The 14,831-nt window shown below is 72.9% G+C and carries 13 protein-coding genes; 12 read left to right on the forward strand and 1 reads right to left on the reverse strand.

The genetic code is table 11. The annotated features are described in order from the left end of the window. The 6 genes from FHP29_RS20550 to FHP29_RS20575 form a co-directional block, all read left to right on the forward strand. A partial coding sequence (locus FHP29_RS20550; protein ID WP_205014302.1) for an acetyl-CoA carboxylase family protein occupies positions 1–2,233 on the forward strand: 2,233 nt, incomplete at its 5' end. 44 nt (positions 2,234–2,277) lie between these two features. Further along, positions 2,278–3,033 (forward strand): 3-oxoacyl-ACP reductase FabG, encoded by a 756-nt coding sequence (fabG, locus tag FHP29_RS20555; protein ID WP_139624710.1) that lies wholly within the window; start codon positions 2,278–2,280, stop codon positions 3,031–3,033. Between the two features lie 139 nt (positions 3,034–3,172). After that, entirely contained in the window at positions 3,173–4,543 is a 1,371-nt protein-coding gene (locus FHP29_RS20560; RefSeq protein WP_139624711.1) for an MFS transporter, read from the forward strand. A gap of 55 nt (positions 4,544–4,598) precedes the next feature. Continuing rightward, positions 4,599–5,237: an HAD family hydrolase gene (locus FHP29_RS20565; protein ID WP_139624712.1), complete on the forward strand. Its 639-nt coding sequence runs from the start codon at positions 4,599–4,601 to the stop codon at positions 5,235–5,237. Positions 5,238–5,273: 36 nt separating this feature from the next. Beyond that, on the forward strand, positions 5,274–6,497 hold the full coding sequence (locus FHP29_RS20570; RefSeq protein ID WP_139624713.1) for an acyl-CoA dehydrogenase family protein: 1,224 nt from the start codon (positions 5,274–5,276) through the stop codon (positions 6,495–6,497). After that, positions 6,494–6,802, forward strand: a complete 309-nt coding sequence (locus tag FHP29_RS20575) for a putative quinol monooxygenase (protein WP_139624714.1) — start codon at positions 6,494–6,496, stop codon at positions 6,800–6,802. The genes FHP29_RS20570 and FHP29_RS20575 overlap by 4 nt, the downstream gene beginning before the upstream one ends. Positions 6,803–6,832: 30 nt before the next feature. On the opposite strand, the gene FHP29_RS20580 is transcribed toward FHP29_RS20575, so the two are convergent. Continuing rightward, a complete protein-coding gene (locus tag FHP29_RS20580) occupies positions 6,833–7,741 on the reverse strand; it encodes a LysR family transcriptional regulator (RefSeq protein WP_240044639.1) in 909 nt (302 codons plus the stop codon). A gap of 70 nt (positions 7,742–7,811) precedes the next feature. Here FHP29_RS20580 and FHP29_RS20585 point away from each other — a divergent pair, with 70 nt between their 5' ends. Genes FHP29_RS20585 through FHP29_RS20610 form a run of 6 tightly spaced genes read left to right on the forward strand, consistent with a single transcriptional unit; the run spans position 7,812 to position 14,767 of the window. Further along, a complete protein-coding gene (locus tag FHP29_RS20585; protein ID WP_205014303.1) occupies positions 7,812–9,053 on the forward strand; it encodes an MFS transporter in 1,242 nt (413 codons plus the stop codon). A 46-nt stretch (positions 9,054–9,099) separates the two neighbouring features. Continuing rightward, on the forward strand, positions 9,100–10,524 hold the full coding sequence (locus tag FHP29_RS20590) for a phospholipase D-like domain-containing protein (RefSeq protein ID WP_158296662.1): 1,425 nt from the start codon (positions 9,100–9,102) through the stop codon (positions 10,522–10,524). A 34-nt stretch (positions 10,525–10,558) separates the two neighbouring features. Next, positions 10,559–11,194 carry an ABC transporter ATP-binding protein gene (locus FHP29_RS20595; RefSeq protein ID WP_139624717.1) on the forward strand — a complete coding sequence of 212 codons (636 nt, stop codon included), beginning with the start codon at positions 10,559–10,561 and terminating at the stop codon, positions 11,192–11,194. Positions 11,195–11,201: 7 nt separating this feature from the next. Then, positions 11,202–12,689, forward strand: coding sequence for a DUF6297 family protein (locus FHP29_RS20600; protein WP_139624718.1), 1,488 nt, complete (start codon positions 11,202–11,204; stop codon positions 12,687–12,689). Between the two features lie 57 nt (positions 12,690–12,746). Beyond that, complete coding sequence (locus FHP29_RS20605; RefSeq protein WP_139624719.1) at positions 12,747–13,514, forward strand: SDR family oxidoreductase; 768 nt, start codon at positions 12,747–12,749, stop codon at positions 13,512–13,514. Between the two features lie 35 nt (positions 13,515–13,549). Further along, entirely contained in the window at positions 13,550–14,767 is a 1,218-nt protein-coding gene (locus FHP29_RS20610) for an acetyl-CoA C-acetyltransferase (RefSeq protein ID WP_139624720.1), read from the forward strand. Positions 14,768–14,831: the final 64 nt, after the last annotated feature.

A 14,831-nucleotide genomic window follows, 5' to 3' on the forward strand; every position in this document is an offset into this window, starting at 1 on the left:
CGTGCCGGAGCCCCGGGGCATCGCGATCCAGTCCCGGGTCAACCTCGAACGGCTCTCGGCCGACGGGTCGGCCCGTGCCTCCACCGGCACGATCACCCGCTTCGAGGTCCCGACCGGACCGGGCGTGCGCGTCGACACCGCGGGCTTCAGCGGCCTCGAGGTCGCCGGCGGCTACGACTCGCTGCTCGCGAAGGTCATCACCCATGTCCCGACCGACGACCTGACGGCGGCCGTCCGGCTCGCCGACGAGGCCCTCGCCGACTTCCGGATCGACGGACCGGCCTCCAACGTCGCCCTGCTGCGGGCGATCCTCGCCCGTCCCGAGCTGGTCGCCGGGACGGCCGGCACGTCCTTCGTCGACACCCACCTGGACGAGCTTCTGCCCGACGAGGAGCCGGCCGCACCGGTCGGCTCGGCCGACGAGGTGCGCTCGCCCTTCACCGGCACGGTCGTGGCGGTCACCGCCGCGGTGGGGGACGGCGTCAGCAAGGGGAGCCCCCTCCTCGTCGTCGAGTCGATGAAGATGGAGCACGTCCTGGTCGCCCCGACCTCCGGGGCGGTCGCCGAGATCCCCGCCGTGGTCGGACAGACCCTCGCCGAGGGCGAGGTCGTCGTGCGGCTGGTCCCCGACGGCACCGACAGCGAGGTGGCCGACGACGTCGTCGCCGTCGATCCCGACCACGTCCGCCCCGACCTGGCCGAGGTCGTCGAGCGGCACCGGCACGGCCTCGACGAGGCGCGCCCCGATGCCGTCGCCCGGCGTCGTCGTACCGGCCACCGCACTGCGCGGGAGAACATCGCGGACCTCGTCGACGAGGGATCGTTCGCCGAGTACGGCGCCCTGACGATCGCCGCTCAGCGGCAGCGGCGGTCGCTCGAGGACCTCATCGTCAACACGCCCGCCGACGGCATGGTGACCGGCGTGGGCTCGATCAACCGCGACCTGGTGGGCGGCTCCCGCAGCCGCGCCGTCGTGATGTCCTACGACTACACGGTCCTGGCCGGCACCCAGGGCATGATCAACCACAAGAAGACCGACCGCATGCTCGAGCTGGCCGAGCGCCAGGAGCTGCCCGTCGTCCTCTTCGCGGAGGGTGGCGGCGGACGCCCGGGCGACACCGACACCGCCCACGTGTCCGGCCTCGACGTGCGCACGTTCACCAGCATGGGCCGGCTCAGCGGGCTCGTTCCCACCGTCGGCGTGGTCGCCGGCCGCTGCTTCGCCGGCAACGCCGCCCTCCTCGGCTGCTGCGACGTCATCATCGCCACCCGCGACGCCAACATCGGCATGGGTGGCCCCGCGATGATCGAGGGCGGTGGGCTGGGCGTCTTCACGCCCGAGGAGGTCGGGCCGACGTCCGTGCAGGTGCCCAACGGCGTCATCGACGTCCTCGTCGACGACGAGGCGGAGGCGGTCTCGGTCGCCCGGCGCTACCTGTCCTACTTCCAGGGCCCGCTCGAGGAGTGGGAGTGCGCCGACCAGCGGCTGCTGCGCTCGGCGCTGCCGGAGAACCGCGTCCGCGCCTACGACGTACGCCGCGTGGTGGAGCTGGTCGCCGACACCGGGTCGGTGCTCGAGCTGCGCCCGGAGTTCGGGCGCAGCGTCGTGACGAGCCTGGCCCGGATCGAGGGCCGTCCCATCGGTCTGGTCGCCAACGACCCCACGCACCTCGGCGGCGCGATCGACGCCCCCAGCGCGGACAAGCTCGCCCGGTTCCTCCAGCTGTGCGACGCCCACGGGCTCCCCGTCGTCACGCTGTGCGACACCCCCGGCTTCATGGTCGGGCCGGAGTCGGAGCGCTCGGCGACCGTGCGGCACTTCAGCCGGCTCTTCGTCGTCGGCGCCCACCTGAGCGTCCCCGTCGTCGCCGTCGTCCTGCGCAAGGGCTACGGCCTCGGCGCGCAGGGCATGGTCGGCGGCAGCTTCCACGGACCGGCCGTCACCCTCGCCTGGCCCACCGGCGAGATCGGCGGGATGGGCCTCGAAGGCGCCGTGCGCCTGGGCTACCGCCGCGAGCTGGAGGCGATCGAGGACCTCGACGAGCGGGCCAAGGCGTTCGACGCCCTGCTCGCCGACCAGTACGAGCAGGGCAAGGCGGTCAACGCCGCCGCCGTCTTCGAGCTCGACGACGTGATCGACCCGGCCGAGACCCGGGCCCGGGTGATCGCCGCCCTGCCCGCTCCCGGTGCCGAGCGGACGCCGCGCCCGCGGCGCTTCGTCGACACCTGGTGATCACCGTTTCCGACAACAACAACCACCACAGTCAGAGGAGAACCATGAGCACGCAGCGCGTCGCGATCGTCACCGGAGCAGCGCGGGGGATCGGGGCCGGCGTGGCCCGCCGCCTCGCCGCCGACGGGATGACCGTCGCGGTCCTCGACCTCGACGAGGCCGCCTGCCAGACGGTCGCTGACGAGATCGTCGCCGCCGGTGGCAGCGCCATGGCGGTCGGCGCCGACGTCGCCGACGAGGACGCCGTCAAGGCGGCCGTCGAGCGGATCACGGCCGAGGCCGGTCCGGTGACCGTGCTGGTCAACAACGCCGGCATCATCCGCGACAACCTGCTGTTCAAGATGAGCGTCGCCGACTGGGACTCGGTGATGAACGTGCACCTGCGCGGCTCGTTCCTCATGACCCGCGCCGTCCAGAGCGCCATGGTCGACGCCGGCTTCGGTCGGATCGTCAACCTGTCCAGCGTCTCGGCGCTCGGCAACCGCGGCCAGGTCAACTACTCGGCCGCGAAGGCGGGTCTCCAGGGCTTCACGAAGACCCTGGCCATCGAGCTCGGCCGCTTCGGCGTGACCGCCAACGCGATCGGTCCCGGCTTCATCGAGACCGAGATGACCGCCGAGACCGCGGCCCGGGTCGGGGTGCCCTTCGAGGACTTCAAGAAGATGGCGGCCGAGCAGATCCCGGTCGGCCGGACCGGCACGCCCGACGACATCGCGCACACCGTCTCGTTCCTCGTGAGCGAGGGCGCCGGGTTCGTCTCGGGCCAGGTCATCTACGTCGCCGGCGGTCCCCGCGACTGAGCAGCGGGACCGGCCGGGCCCGGTGACGGGCCCGGCCGGTGCCCCTTCTCTCGGGACGGCCGGAGCCTCGGCCGCCACACCTGCCGCCGCACCTGCCGATCCACCTGCCGTCGTGCCGGCCGAGGTGAGGACGGGCGTCGTGTTCGCCCTGCTCGCCGTCGGCGCGACGTCGTTCGGTCTCGTGCAGGCCATGACCATCCCGGTGCTGAGCGCGCTCCAGCACCACTACCGCACCGATCTCGGCACGGCGTCGTGGGTGCTGACCACCTATCTCGTCTCGGCATCGGTGGCGACACCGATCATCGGTCGACTCGGCGACAGCTTCGGACGCAAGCGCTGCCTGGTCGCCACCCTCCTGCTGCTCAGCGCCGGATCCGCCCTCGCGGCCCTCGCCCCCAACATCCAGCTGCTGCTCGCGGCTCGCGTCGTCCAGGGCTTCGCGGGGGGCCTGATGCCGCTGTCCTTCGGGATCGTCCGGGACACCTTCCCCGCCGAGCGCGTCGCCCGGGCGGTCAGCGTCCTCAGCTCGCTCATCGCCGTCGGCATGGCGGCGGGCACCGTTCTCGGGGGTCCGGTCATCGACCTGCTGGGCGTGCCGTGGCTGTTCTGGCTGCCCGGCCTGGTCACGGCGGTCGCCGCGGCGCTCGTCGTGCGCTGGCTGCCGCGCTCCGAGGCCACCGGCGCCGCGCGCCCGGGTGTCGTGCCGCCCCTGCTGATGGCCCTCGCCCTCGTCGCCCTGCTGCTGGGCGTCACCCAGGCCCCGCGGCACGGCTGGACGTCGCCCGCGATCCTCGGCCTGCTCGCGGCCAGCGTCGTCCTCACCGCCGGGTGGGTGCGCGCGGAGCTGCGGGCCCGCTCGCCGTTCATCGACATGGCGATGATGCGCCGGCGCCCGATCTGGGCCGCCAACCTCGTCGCGCTCGTCCTCGGCGGGGGCATGTTCGCGTCGTACGCCTTCTCCCCGCAGTTCATGCAGACCGATCCGGCCGGCGGCTTCGGGCTGGGCGCCACGGTGACCGAGTCGGGGCTGATGGTCCTGCCGACGGCAGTCGTGTTCGGCTTCTCGGGTTGGCTCGCCTCGCTCCTGGAGGTCCGGATCGGGGCCCGGGCGACGTTGATCCTCGGCTCCTGCCTCTCCGCGGCCGGCACGTTCTGGTTCGTCCTCGCCCACGACCGGGTGTGGGAGGTCGTCGTGTCGTTCGCGGTGGCGGGCCTCGGGATCGGCGTGGCCTTCGCGGCACTCGCCGTGGTCGTGGTGGCATCGGTCCCTCCGGAGCAGACCGGTGCCGCGAGCGGGATGAACACCAACATCCGCAACGTCGGAGGGGCCTTCGGCACGGCCCTGACGGCCAGTGTGCTGACCGCGACCGCGCTGACCGACGGGCGTTCGACCGAGGCCGGCTACCTGATCAGCTTCTTCGTGCTCGGCGTGCTCTTCCTCCTCGCGATCCCCGCGACCCTCGCGATCCCGCGGGTGGGTGGCGCGCACCGGGCAGGCGGCGTCTCTTGAACTTGAGGTCGGATTCAAGTAGCGTCGCGCCATCGAGCCACGTCCGAGGAGCCCTATGAGTACGCCGTCCACCGCGCGCACCGCCGTCATGTTCGACTTCGGCGGTGTCCTCACCGCCAGCGTCCTCGACGCCTTCGCGGACTTCGGCCGCCAGATCGGCGACGCCCGGCTGCCCCTGCGCGTCCTGTCCCAGGATCCCGTCGGCAAGACGCTGCTCACCGACCACGAGGAGGGCCGCATCGATGCGGCGACCTTCGAAGCCGGCCTGGCCGAGCGCTTCGCCGCCCATGGCGCGCCCGTCCCGGCCGAGGGCCTGCTGCGCCGGATGCAGGCCGGCCTCACCCCTGACCGCGACACGATCGACCTCGTCGCGCGACTGCGCGAGGCGGGCCACCGGGTCGGTCTGCTGTCCAACTCCCTCGGCGACGACTGCTACGCCGGCTTCGACCTGCCCGCGATGTTCGACGCCGTGACGATCTCCGCGGAGATCGGCGTCCGCAAGCCGTCGCGCCGTGCCTACCTCATCGCCTGCGAGCGCCTCGGCGTCGCACCCGAGGAGACCGTCATGGTCGACGACCTCGAGCAGAACATCGTCGCCGCCGCCCGGGTGGGCATCGCCGGCGTCGTCCACCGTGACGCGGCGACGTCGGCTGCCGAGCTCGACGCGCTCCTCGCCACCTGTCCCACCGCCTGACCCCCCGCACCCCTGCAGAACGAGAAGGAGTCACCCATGCTGGAGCTGTCCGAGCGAGGCCGTGAATACCGCGACAAGCTGATCGCGTTCATGGACGAGCGCATCTACCCGTCCGAGGCGATCTACCACCAGCAGATGAGGGAGTCGGGCGACCCGCACTTCCACCCGCCGATCCTCGAGGAGCTCAAGGCCGAGGCCAAGGAGCGGGGCCTGTGGAACCTCTTCCACCCGCACCCCGAGTGGGGCCCGGGCCTGACCAACCTCGAGTACGCCCATCTCGCCGAGATCATGGGCCGCAGCGCCGAGCTGGCGCCCGAGGCGATGAACTGCAACGCGCCCGACACCGGCAACATGGAGGTGCTCACCCTCTTCGGGACCGACGAGCACAAGGAGAAGTGGCTCAAGCCGCTCCTCAACGGCGAGATCGCCTCGGCGTTCGCCATGACCGAGCCGGAGGTCGCCAGCTCCGACGCGACCAACATCCAGCTGCGCATGGAGCGCGACGGCGACGAGTACGTCCTCAACGGCCGCAAGTGGTGGACCTCCAACGCCCTGCACAAGAACTGCAAGGTGCTCATCGTCATGGGCAAGACCGACTTCGACGCGCCCAAGCACCGTCAGCAGTCCATGATGGTCGTCCCGATCGACACCCCCGGCATCACGGTGCTGCGCAACCTCCCCGTCTTCGGGTACGCCGACCGCGAGGGTCACGCCGAGGTGCTCTTCGAGAACGTGCGGGTCCCCGTGACCGCGCTGCTCGCCGGCGAGGGCGACGGCTTCATGATCAGCCAGGCCCGGCTCGGCCCGGGACGCATCCACCACTGCATGCGCTCGATCGGCATGGCCGAGCGTGCCCTCGACCTGATGATCGACCGTGCCCAGTCGCGGGTCACGTTCGGCGCCCCCGTCGCCGAGCGGGCCAACATCCAGGACTGGATCGCCGAGTCGCGCATCGACATCGAGATGGCCCGCCTGCTCACCCTCAAGGCCGCATGGCTGATGGACACCGTCGGCAACCAGAAGGCGCGCGTCGAGATCGCCGCGATCAAGATCGCCGCGCCGAACGTCGCGCTCAAGGTGATCGACCGGGCCATCCAGGTGCACGGCGGCGGCGGCGTCTCCGACGACTTCCCGCTGGCCTCCATGTACGCCCACATGCGCACCCTGCGCCTCGCCGATGGTCCCGACGAGGTGCACAAGCGCACCATCGCCATGACCGAGCTGCGTCGTCGCGACCCCGAGTGGAAGAAGGCCCGATGACGATCAACGTGGTCGCCGCGCTCACGGTGCGCGCCGGCCGGTCGGCCGAGTTCGAGGCGGCCGTCGCGCGAGCTCGGGCCCAGGTGATCCAGAACCCGGACTGCCACCGCTACGACCTCCAGCGCGTCCGTCGCAGCGAGGTCGACTACGTGATGCTCGAGTGCTGGGAGTCGCCTGCCGCGCTGCGCGAGCACGGCTCCTCCGAGGCGTTCGCCGCGTTCGGCGCCGAGCTCGCCGACGTCGTGGCCGGCCCGCCGGTCGTGACGGTCTACGAGCCCGTCGGCGACCAGGTGGCCCTGGCCTGATCCGTCCCCGCGGCCCGGGGGCCGTCCGCCCTAGCGGACGGCCCCCGGGCCCGCGTCGTACGGCGCCCGTGCGACGACGTGGTCGCGCAGGCGCGCGGCCACGGGTGCCAGTGGCCGGTCGCTGCGCCAGGTCAGCCCGATGACGCGTCGCGCACCCGGATGGCTGATCCGCAGCCCGATCGTCCCCGACAGGCCCACCATCGCCTCGGGGATGATCGCGACGCCGAGGCCGGCGGCGACCAGGCCCTCGATGGTGGCCAGGTCGGCGCTCTCGAAGGAGACCGGCGGCGCGACGCCGGCGTCGGCGAGCAGGCCGTTGACGAGGGTCCGGTGGCCGAACCCGGCCGGTGTCGTCACCAGCTCCTCGTCGGCGAGCTCGGCCAGGTCGACGCGCTTGCGGGCGTGCAGCCGGTGGGAGGGCGCGACCGCGACGACCAGACGCTCCTCCTGGAGCTGGACCCAGGCGAACTCACCGTCGGGGCGGGTCGAGGTGATCGCGAGCTCCACCGCGCCGGTGGCCAGGTCCCTGATGATGTCGTGGCCCGGCTCCTGGGCCAGCTCGACCCGGACCAGGGGAGCCTCCTCGTGGAAGGCGCGCAGGATCCGCGGGACCAGCGAGGTCGCCATCGAGTCGAGGAAGGCGAGCCGGACCAAGCCGCGCTCCGGGTCGTGGCGTGTCTCGAGCTCGTGGCGCAGCTGCTGATAGCGGCCCAGCAGGTCCCGGGCCGCGGCGACCACCAGGTCCCCGTCCGGTGAGGCGACCAGGCCGTGCGGGACGCGCTCGAAGAGCCGGACCCCGAGCTCGGACTCCACCCGCGCCAGGGTGCGCGAGAGGGTCGGCTGGCTGACGCCGAGGACCGCGGCCGTGTCGGTGACGTGCTCGTGGTCGGCCAACGCCACGATCCACTCGAGGTCCCGCACCAGCACGCCCCACATCATACGTCAAGCGTATGATGATGGCACGCGTCCGACATTGGACGTATTGATCATCCAGGCGCAGTCTGGGCGGGTGAGCAGCACCCTCGAGAGCCGGCCGCTCGAGACCGGTCGGCACGCGCCGGGCAGCGGCGGATACCGGCGGATCATGGCGGCCATGTTCGCCGCCGGCATGGCGACGTTCGTGCTCCTGTACGCGACCCAGGCCCTGCTGCCGGAGCTGAGCGCGACCTTCGGCGTCAGCCCGACCGCGGCCACCTTGAGCATGTCGCTGACGACGGCGGGACTGGCGCTCGGCCTCCTGGTCGCCGGCCCGGCCTCCGAGGCGATCGGCCGCACGCCCCTCATCCTGGGATCCACCTGGGCCGCCACCGCCGTCGCCTGCCTGACGCCGTTCTCCCCGTCCTGGCACGTCTTCCTCGGCCTGCGCCTGCTCGAGGGCGTCGTGCTCGCCGGGCTCCCGGCGGTCGCCACGGCCTATCTGCGCGAGGAGCTGCACCCCGCCGCCCTGGCCCGGGCGACGGGCCTCTACATCGGCGGCACGGCCCTCGGCGGGATGGCCGGCCGGCTGCTCACGGCCCCGGTGGCCGATCTCGCGGGGTGGCGGTGGGCGATGGCCGCCGCGGCCGTCTTCGCCCTCGGCTGCGCCGTCGCGGTCACCCTCACCCTGCCGGCCTCACGCCACTTCGCGCCCCGCCGGCGCGACGGCGCCCGGCTCCGCTCGATGGCCCGGGCCGCGGTGGCGGACCCCGCGCTGCGCGCGCTCTACGTGCTGGGAGCCTGCGCGGTCGGCACGCTGGTCGCGGTCTTCAACGCGCTCGGCTTCCGGCTCAGCGGGGCGCCGTACGACCTCAGCCTCGCCGCGATCAGCCTGCTCTACCTCGTCTACCCCCTCGGGACGGTGAGCTCCACGGTCTCCGGTGCGCTCGCCGACCGGCTCGGCCGCCGCGCCGTCCTGCCGTCGGGATGCGCGCTCGCGGTCGCGGGGGTCGGGCTGACCCTGCTGCCGTCCCTGGCCGCGATCGTCGTCGGTCTGGCCCTCCTGACGGCCGGGTTCTTCGTGATGCACGGACTCGCCAGCGGCTGGGTGGCCGTCCGCGCCCACCTCGCGGGCGCCGGCGCCAGCCAGGCGGCCGCCTTCTACCTGTGTGCCTACTACCTCGGATCGTCGGTCTTCGGCAGTCTCGGCGGGAGCGCCTGGACGGCGTACGGCTGGCCCGGCGTCGGTGTCCTCGGTCTCGCGCTCCTGGCCGTCGCGGGGCTCGCCACCGGGCGGTTGCGACGGATACCCGTGCTTCCGGTTCATGGCCGGTGATCGTTGGGTAGTGTCCCTGAGTCAGCAGGACCGATGGAGGAGACACGTGATCGTGGCGAGTGCATGGGGGATCGCTTCGAAGGGCCGGGCGGCCCGCAAGCGGGTGGCCGCGGCGGCACTCGGTCTGCTGCTCGCCCTGACGGCCCTGGCCGGGGGGCACGGCCTGCTCGTCCCGGCCCAGGCGGCCGCTTCGGCCCAGGCGGCCCCTGCGGACCGGTCGGCCCAGGTGGTCGGGGCGGGGCGCGCGGCCAAGCCGAACCCGGCGTACGTCGTGACGCCCGGCATCACCTTCAACCACCCGTTCCGTGACGGCCAGCGCGGCAAGATCCACCGCAAGATCGCCAAGACGCTGAAGAACGTGCCCGCCGGCGGCCAGGTCCGGGTGATCACCTGGAACTTCGACTCGCCCTATCTGGCGCACCGGTTCATCGCCGCCCACGAGCGCGGCGTCTCGGTGCAGATCATCATGTCCCGCGGTCTGGCCCGGTCCCAGGGCAACAACCTGGCCCGCTCCTACCCGATGGTGCGGCGTGCCTTCGAGCGCGGCAACGACGACCGGCCCAAGGAGCTGCAGAGCTGGATCCGGACCTGCAAGCAGACCTGCCGCGGCCGGAAGGGGTCGATGCACTCCAAGCTGATGCTGGTCAACCGCTCGGGCGCCACCAACTGGATCGTGATGCAGGGCTCGGGCAACCTCACCGGCGCCGCCGCGGTCCAGCAGTTCAACGACTGGACCACCGTCACCGAGAACCAGCCGCTCTACGACGGCTGGATGCAGATGTGGGACCAGGCGGTCCAGGACCGCAACTTCCCGCCGATGCGGTTCACCACCGGCAACGTCACCACGATGTTCGCGCCTCACAAGGGCGAGATCGACCCCGCGCTGAGCGTGCTCAACAAGGTGCAGTGCACCGGGGCGACGAACACGCCCGACGGGCGCACCAAGGTGCGCGTGGCGAACGCGGTCTGGGGCGAGGCGCGAGGGGCCCGGATCGCGCGGAAGGTGCGCGAGCTCGATCGCGCCGGCTGCGACGTCGAGATCGTCTTCATGATGATGCAGCGCCGGATCCGGCACATCCTCCGAGGGACGCGGGCCAAGCAGATGGTCTACATCATCGGAGCGACGGCCGACAAGTTCAAGGATCGCTACGTCCACATGAAGGGGCTCGCCGTCCAGGGCAACGTGGACGGCCGTCCCGACGGCAACGTCGTGCTGTCCAGCAGCGAGAACTGGACGCGGCTCGGATGGCACTCCGACGAGGAGAACATCATCATCCGCGACGACCCGGCGCTGACGCAGAAGTACATGGACCACGTGGACCTGATCTACCGCGAGGCGCCCCGCAAGCTGAGCAACTACGTCAACTCAGCCGACCCGGACCCGACGCCGCGCACCCGCGGCCATTCCGACACGGAGTACCTCGGACCGAAGGAGTATCCCTTCCACGAGCTCGAGGCCGAGCTGAGCTGACCCCCGGCTGGGGGGCGGCTGCCATCCTTGCCCCGTGAGCGAGCCCGTCCTGACCGTGCGCGGGATCGCCCGCTCGTTCGGCGACCACCGTGTCCTCGCAGACCTCGACCTCGAGGTCCGTGCCGGCGCGGCGGCCGTCCTCGTCGGGCCCAACGGAGCCGGCAAGTCCACGGCCCTGCGGTGCATCACGGGTGCGGACCAGCCCGACGCCGGCACCGTGGAGGTGCTGGGGGAGCCGCTCGACGAGCGCTCGGCCACGGTCCGGGCCGCGATGGCCGTGGTGATGGACGACCTCGACTTCTTCCCCGACCTCACCGTCGTGGAGCACCTCGACCTGTTCGCCCGGGCGCACCGCACGCCGGACGCCGACGATGTCGTCGACGACGTCCTCGAGGAGGTGGGCCTGATCGCCCAGTCCGGGCAGCTCCCGGCCTCGCTCTCCTCGGGACAGCGTCGGCGGCTGGCGCTCGCCAGCGCCTTCGTCCGGCCGCGCCGGCTGCTCGTCCTCGACGAGCCGGAGCAGCGGCTCGACCAGGAGGGCCTCGCCTGGCTGGTGGACCGGCTGCTGGCCGAGAAGGCGGCGGGGCTGGCGATCGTGCTGGCCAGCCACTCGCAGGTGCTCGTGGACGCGATCGCCGACGACGTCGTCACCCTGGCGCGCCCGACGTGAGCCGTCGGTGAGGCGCTCCGAGTCGGCCGAGCTGCGCGCCGACATCCGCCACTGGCGGCGCAGCCGCCGCACGCTCTCCCTCGGCGAGGCGCTGCAGGACCTCTACATCGGGGTCTTCGCCGTCCTGATGCTCGGCTCGATGCTGGTCAGCGTCCTGGTCAACCTCTCCGACGTCGGCGACCGCGCGTGCGTCGCCTCGGACTGCGCGTCGGCCCGCTCCCTGCTGCCCTGGCTGGTCGTGGGCACCCTCCTGGCGGTGCTCTGGTCGCTCGCCCGGCTGGTCGGCCCCGTGGCGGTCGGCCCCGGTGCGGCCGCCTGGCTGCTGCCTGCCCCGGTCGACCGGGGCGAGCTGCTCCGCGGCCGGGCCCGCGGCACGACGCTGCTCGCTGCCGCGCTGGTCGCTCCGGTGGCCGCCGCGGCCGCAACCCTGGCCGGGTTCGGAGTGGGTCCGCTGGTGGCGTTCACCGTGGGCGCGGCCGGTCTGGCGGCGTACGGCGTCGGCGCGCTGGTGCGCGCCCAGGCCGCTGCTCGCGCGCGCCATCCGGCGCTCCTGCTGGGCCCGGTCAGCCTGCTCGCGGTGGGCGCGGGCCTCGCCGCCATCGCGGCCTCGCGCGCCCCGGAGGTCGACGCGTCGGCCATCCTGGGGGCGCCGGCCCTGGTCGGCATCGCCCTGGTCTGGGCGGGCGTGGTCGCGGTGCTGCTGCGCGCCCGCGTGCTCACCAGCCGCCTGCGACGACGCGACGTCGCCCCGGGCGGCGTCCTCGTGCCCGGTCTCGGCGGGGCGCTGGCCACCCTCGACCTGGCCCTCATGTTCGACGTCCTCGTCGACCATGCCGCCGGGCGGCGCGCGGCGGCGCGCCCGCGCCGGGGTGGACCGCAGGGACTCGCCGCGCTCGCCTGGCGCGACGTCATCCGAATCCGCCGCCACCCAGCACGGCTGGCGCTGCTGGCCGGCTCCCTCGTGCTGCCCTACGCCACCGCCGCGGTCGGCGGCCGGGTCGTGGTCGTGCTGGTCGAGGTGCTGGTCTGCTTCGTGCTCGTGGTGCCGTTCCTGGTCTCGCTGCGGGTGCTGACCCGCTCGTCCGGGATGGTCCGGATGTTCCCGACCGCGTGGGGCCCGACCCGCGCCGCGGCCATCGTCGTCCCCGGCGTGCTGCTCGTCGGGCACGGCCTGCTCAGCGCGCCCGCCCTGCACCGCACCCTCGACCGGTCGCCCGGCGATCTCGCCCTGCTGGGTGTCGCCTCGGGTGTCGCCGGCCTGGCCGCGGGCGTGCGCTGGGTCACCGGCCGGCCGCCGGACTATGCCCGACCGCTCGTCTCCACGCCCGCCGGGGGAGTGCCGACGAACCTCTACGGCAGCGTGCTGCGCGGCTTCGACATCGCCGTGCTGACCGCGCTGCCGATGCTGCTCAGTCCGACCTCCGGCGGCGCGGCGGTCTCTCTCGTCGTCTCGGTCGGCGTGGTCGGCTTCCTGTGCGGACGGCGAGCAACCTAGCACTTGCTTGGTATCTTCCCCTATGATCGTCGCTCGGAGGACGACGAAAGGGATCCCGTGGCATACACCATCGACATGACCGGCCAGGTGGTCCTCGTGACCGGCGGCGGCCGCGGTGTCGGCGACGGCATCGTGCAGGCCTATCTCGAGGCCGGCGCCGCGGTCGAGATCTGCGGTCGCAGCACGCCCGAGTCGCTGCGCGAGGTCGACGGGCGCACGGCCCGCTTCTCCGCGGTCGATGTCCGCGAGGCCGACCAGGTCGCGGCCTGGGTCGAGGACGTCCTACGACGTCACGGGCGGCTCGATGTGGCGGTCAACAACGCCGGCGGCGCGCCGTTCGCGCAGTTCGACACCGCCTCCCCGCGCTTCCACGCCAAGATCAACGACCTCAACTTCATGTCGGCGGTCTACGTCGCCCTCGCCGTGCGCCCGCACCTCGCGGCCGCCCGCGGCTCGATGGTCAACGTCACCTCGATCTCCGCGCGGCGGGCCAGTCCCGGCACCGCCGTCTACGGCGCCGCCAAGGCCGCGCTGGAGAGCCTCACCGCCAGCCTCGGCGTCGAGTGGGCTCCCGACGTCCGCGTCAACGCGGTCAGCTGCGGCCTCGTGGCGACGCCCGGATCGGCCGACCACTACGGCGACGCGGAGCAGTTCGCGCGGGTCGCGGCCACCATCCCGCGCGGCGTCTTCGCCACGCCGCTCGAGGTCGGACAGGCCTGCGTCCTCCTCTCCTCGCCGCTGGCCGCCCACGTCACCGGCGCCGTCCTCAACGTCGACGGCGGCGGCGAGTGGCCCGCGTTCCTGCAGCACACCCCCAACGCCTGACCTGTCACATCCGCCCGACCAGCAGGAGCCTCTCCGTGCCCGAAGCAGTCATCGTCTCCGCCGCCCGCTCGCCGATCGGCCGTGCCTACAAGGGCTCGCTGCGCGAGATGAGGCCTGACGACCTCGCCGCCCAGATGGTCGACGCCGCGCTGTCCGCCGTCCCCGAGCTCGACCGCACCCTCGTCGAGGACCTGATGATGGGCTGCGCGCAGCCCGCCGGCGAGCAGGGCTACAACATCGGCCGGATGGTCGCCCTGCGCCTCGGCCTGGACGGCGTCCCCGGCACCACCGTCCACCGCTACTGCGCGTCCTCGCTGCAGGCGACCCGGATGGCGCTGCACGCCATCCGCTCCGGCGAGGGCGACGTGTTCGTCGCCGCCGGCGTCGAGACCGTCTCCCGCTTCCAGTACGGCAAGGCCGACGGCATGCCGGACACCCGCAACCCGCGGTACGCCGACGCGGCGGCCCGGGCGGCCGACCGGGCCGCGGCCCGGGAGCCCTGGGTGGACCCGCGCTCCCTCGGCGAGCTGCCCGACGTCTACCTGGCGATGGGGGAGACCGCCGAGAACGTCGCGTCGTACTGCAACGTCTCCCGGGCCGCCCAGGACGAGTACGCCGTGCGCAGCCAGAACCTCGCCGAGGCCGCCGCCGAGCGCGGCTTCTGGAAGACCGACATCACGCCCGTGACGCTCGCCGACGGCACCGTCGTCGACGCCGACGACGGCCCGCGCGCCGGGGTGACGCTGGAGAAGGTCGCCTCGATGCAGCCCGTCTTCCACCCCGAGGGCACGGTCACCGCCGCCAACTGCTGCCCGCTCAACGACGGCGCCGCCGCGCTGGTGATCATGAGCGACACCCGGGCCGCCGAGCTGGGCATCACGCCGCTGGCGCGCGTCGTGTCCACCGGGGTCTCCGCGCTGAGCCCCGAGATCATGGGCCTCGGACCGGTCGAGGCCAGTCTCCAGGCGATCGCCCGCGCCGGGCTCGCGATCGGCGACATCGACCTCGTCGAGATGAACGAGGCCTTCGCTGCGCAGGTGCTGCCGTGCGTCGATCGGCTCGGCCTCGACCTCGACCGGGTCAACGTCAACGGCGGCGCCATCGCCCTGGGGCACCCCTTCGGCTCGACCGGCGCCCGGATGGCCACCACCCTGATCCACGGTCTGCAGGAGCGGGACGCGCGGTTCGGCCTCGAGACGATGTGCGCCGCCGGCGGGCAGGGGATGGCGATGGTGCTGGAGCGGCTCAGCTGATCCGACCCGCGGGGTAAATGGCTAAGAACAAAATGACTTAGGGCTTGACCTCTTAGTGTTAACC

Source organism: Nocardioides albidus, from assembly GCF_006335005.1.
GTDB lineage: Bacteria > Actinomycetota > Actinomycetes > Propionibacteriales > Nocardioidaceae > Nocardioides > Nocardioides albidus.

Bases quoted from the DNA above. Each gene is read 5' to 3' on its own strand.
- FHP29_RS20580 (WP_240044639.1), bottom strand. From the start codon at position 7,741: ATGATGTGGGGCGTGCTGGTGCGGGACCTCGAGTGGATCGTGGCGTTG.
- fabG (WP_139624710.1), top strand. From the start codon at position 2,278: ATGAGCACGCAGCGCGTCGCGATCGTCACCGGAGCAGCGCGGGGGATC.
- FHP29_RS20575 (WP_139624714.1), top strand. From the start codon at position 6,494: ATGACGATCAACGTGGTCGCCGCGCTCACGGTGCGCGCCGGCCGGTCG.
- FHP29_RS20570 (WP_139624713.1), top strand. From the start codon at position 5,274: ATGCTGGAGCTGTCCGAGCGAGGCCGTGAATACCGCGACAAGCTGATC.
- FHP29_RS20565 (WP_139624712.1), top strand. From the start codon at position 4,599: ATGAGTACGCCGTCCACCGCGCGCACCGCCGTCATGTTCGACTTCGGC.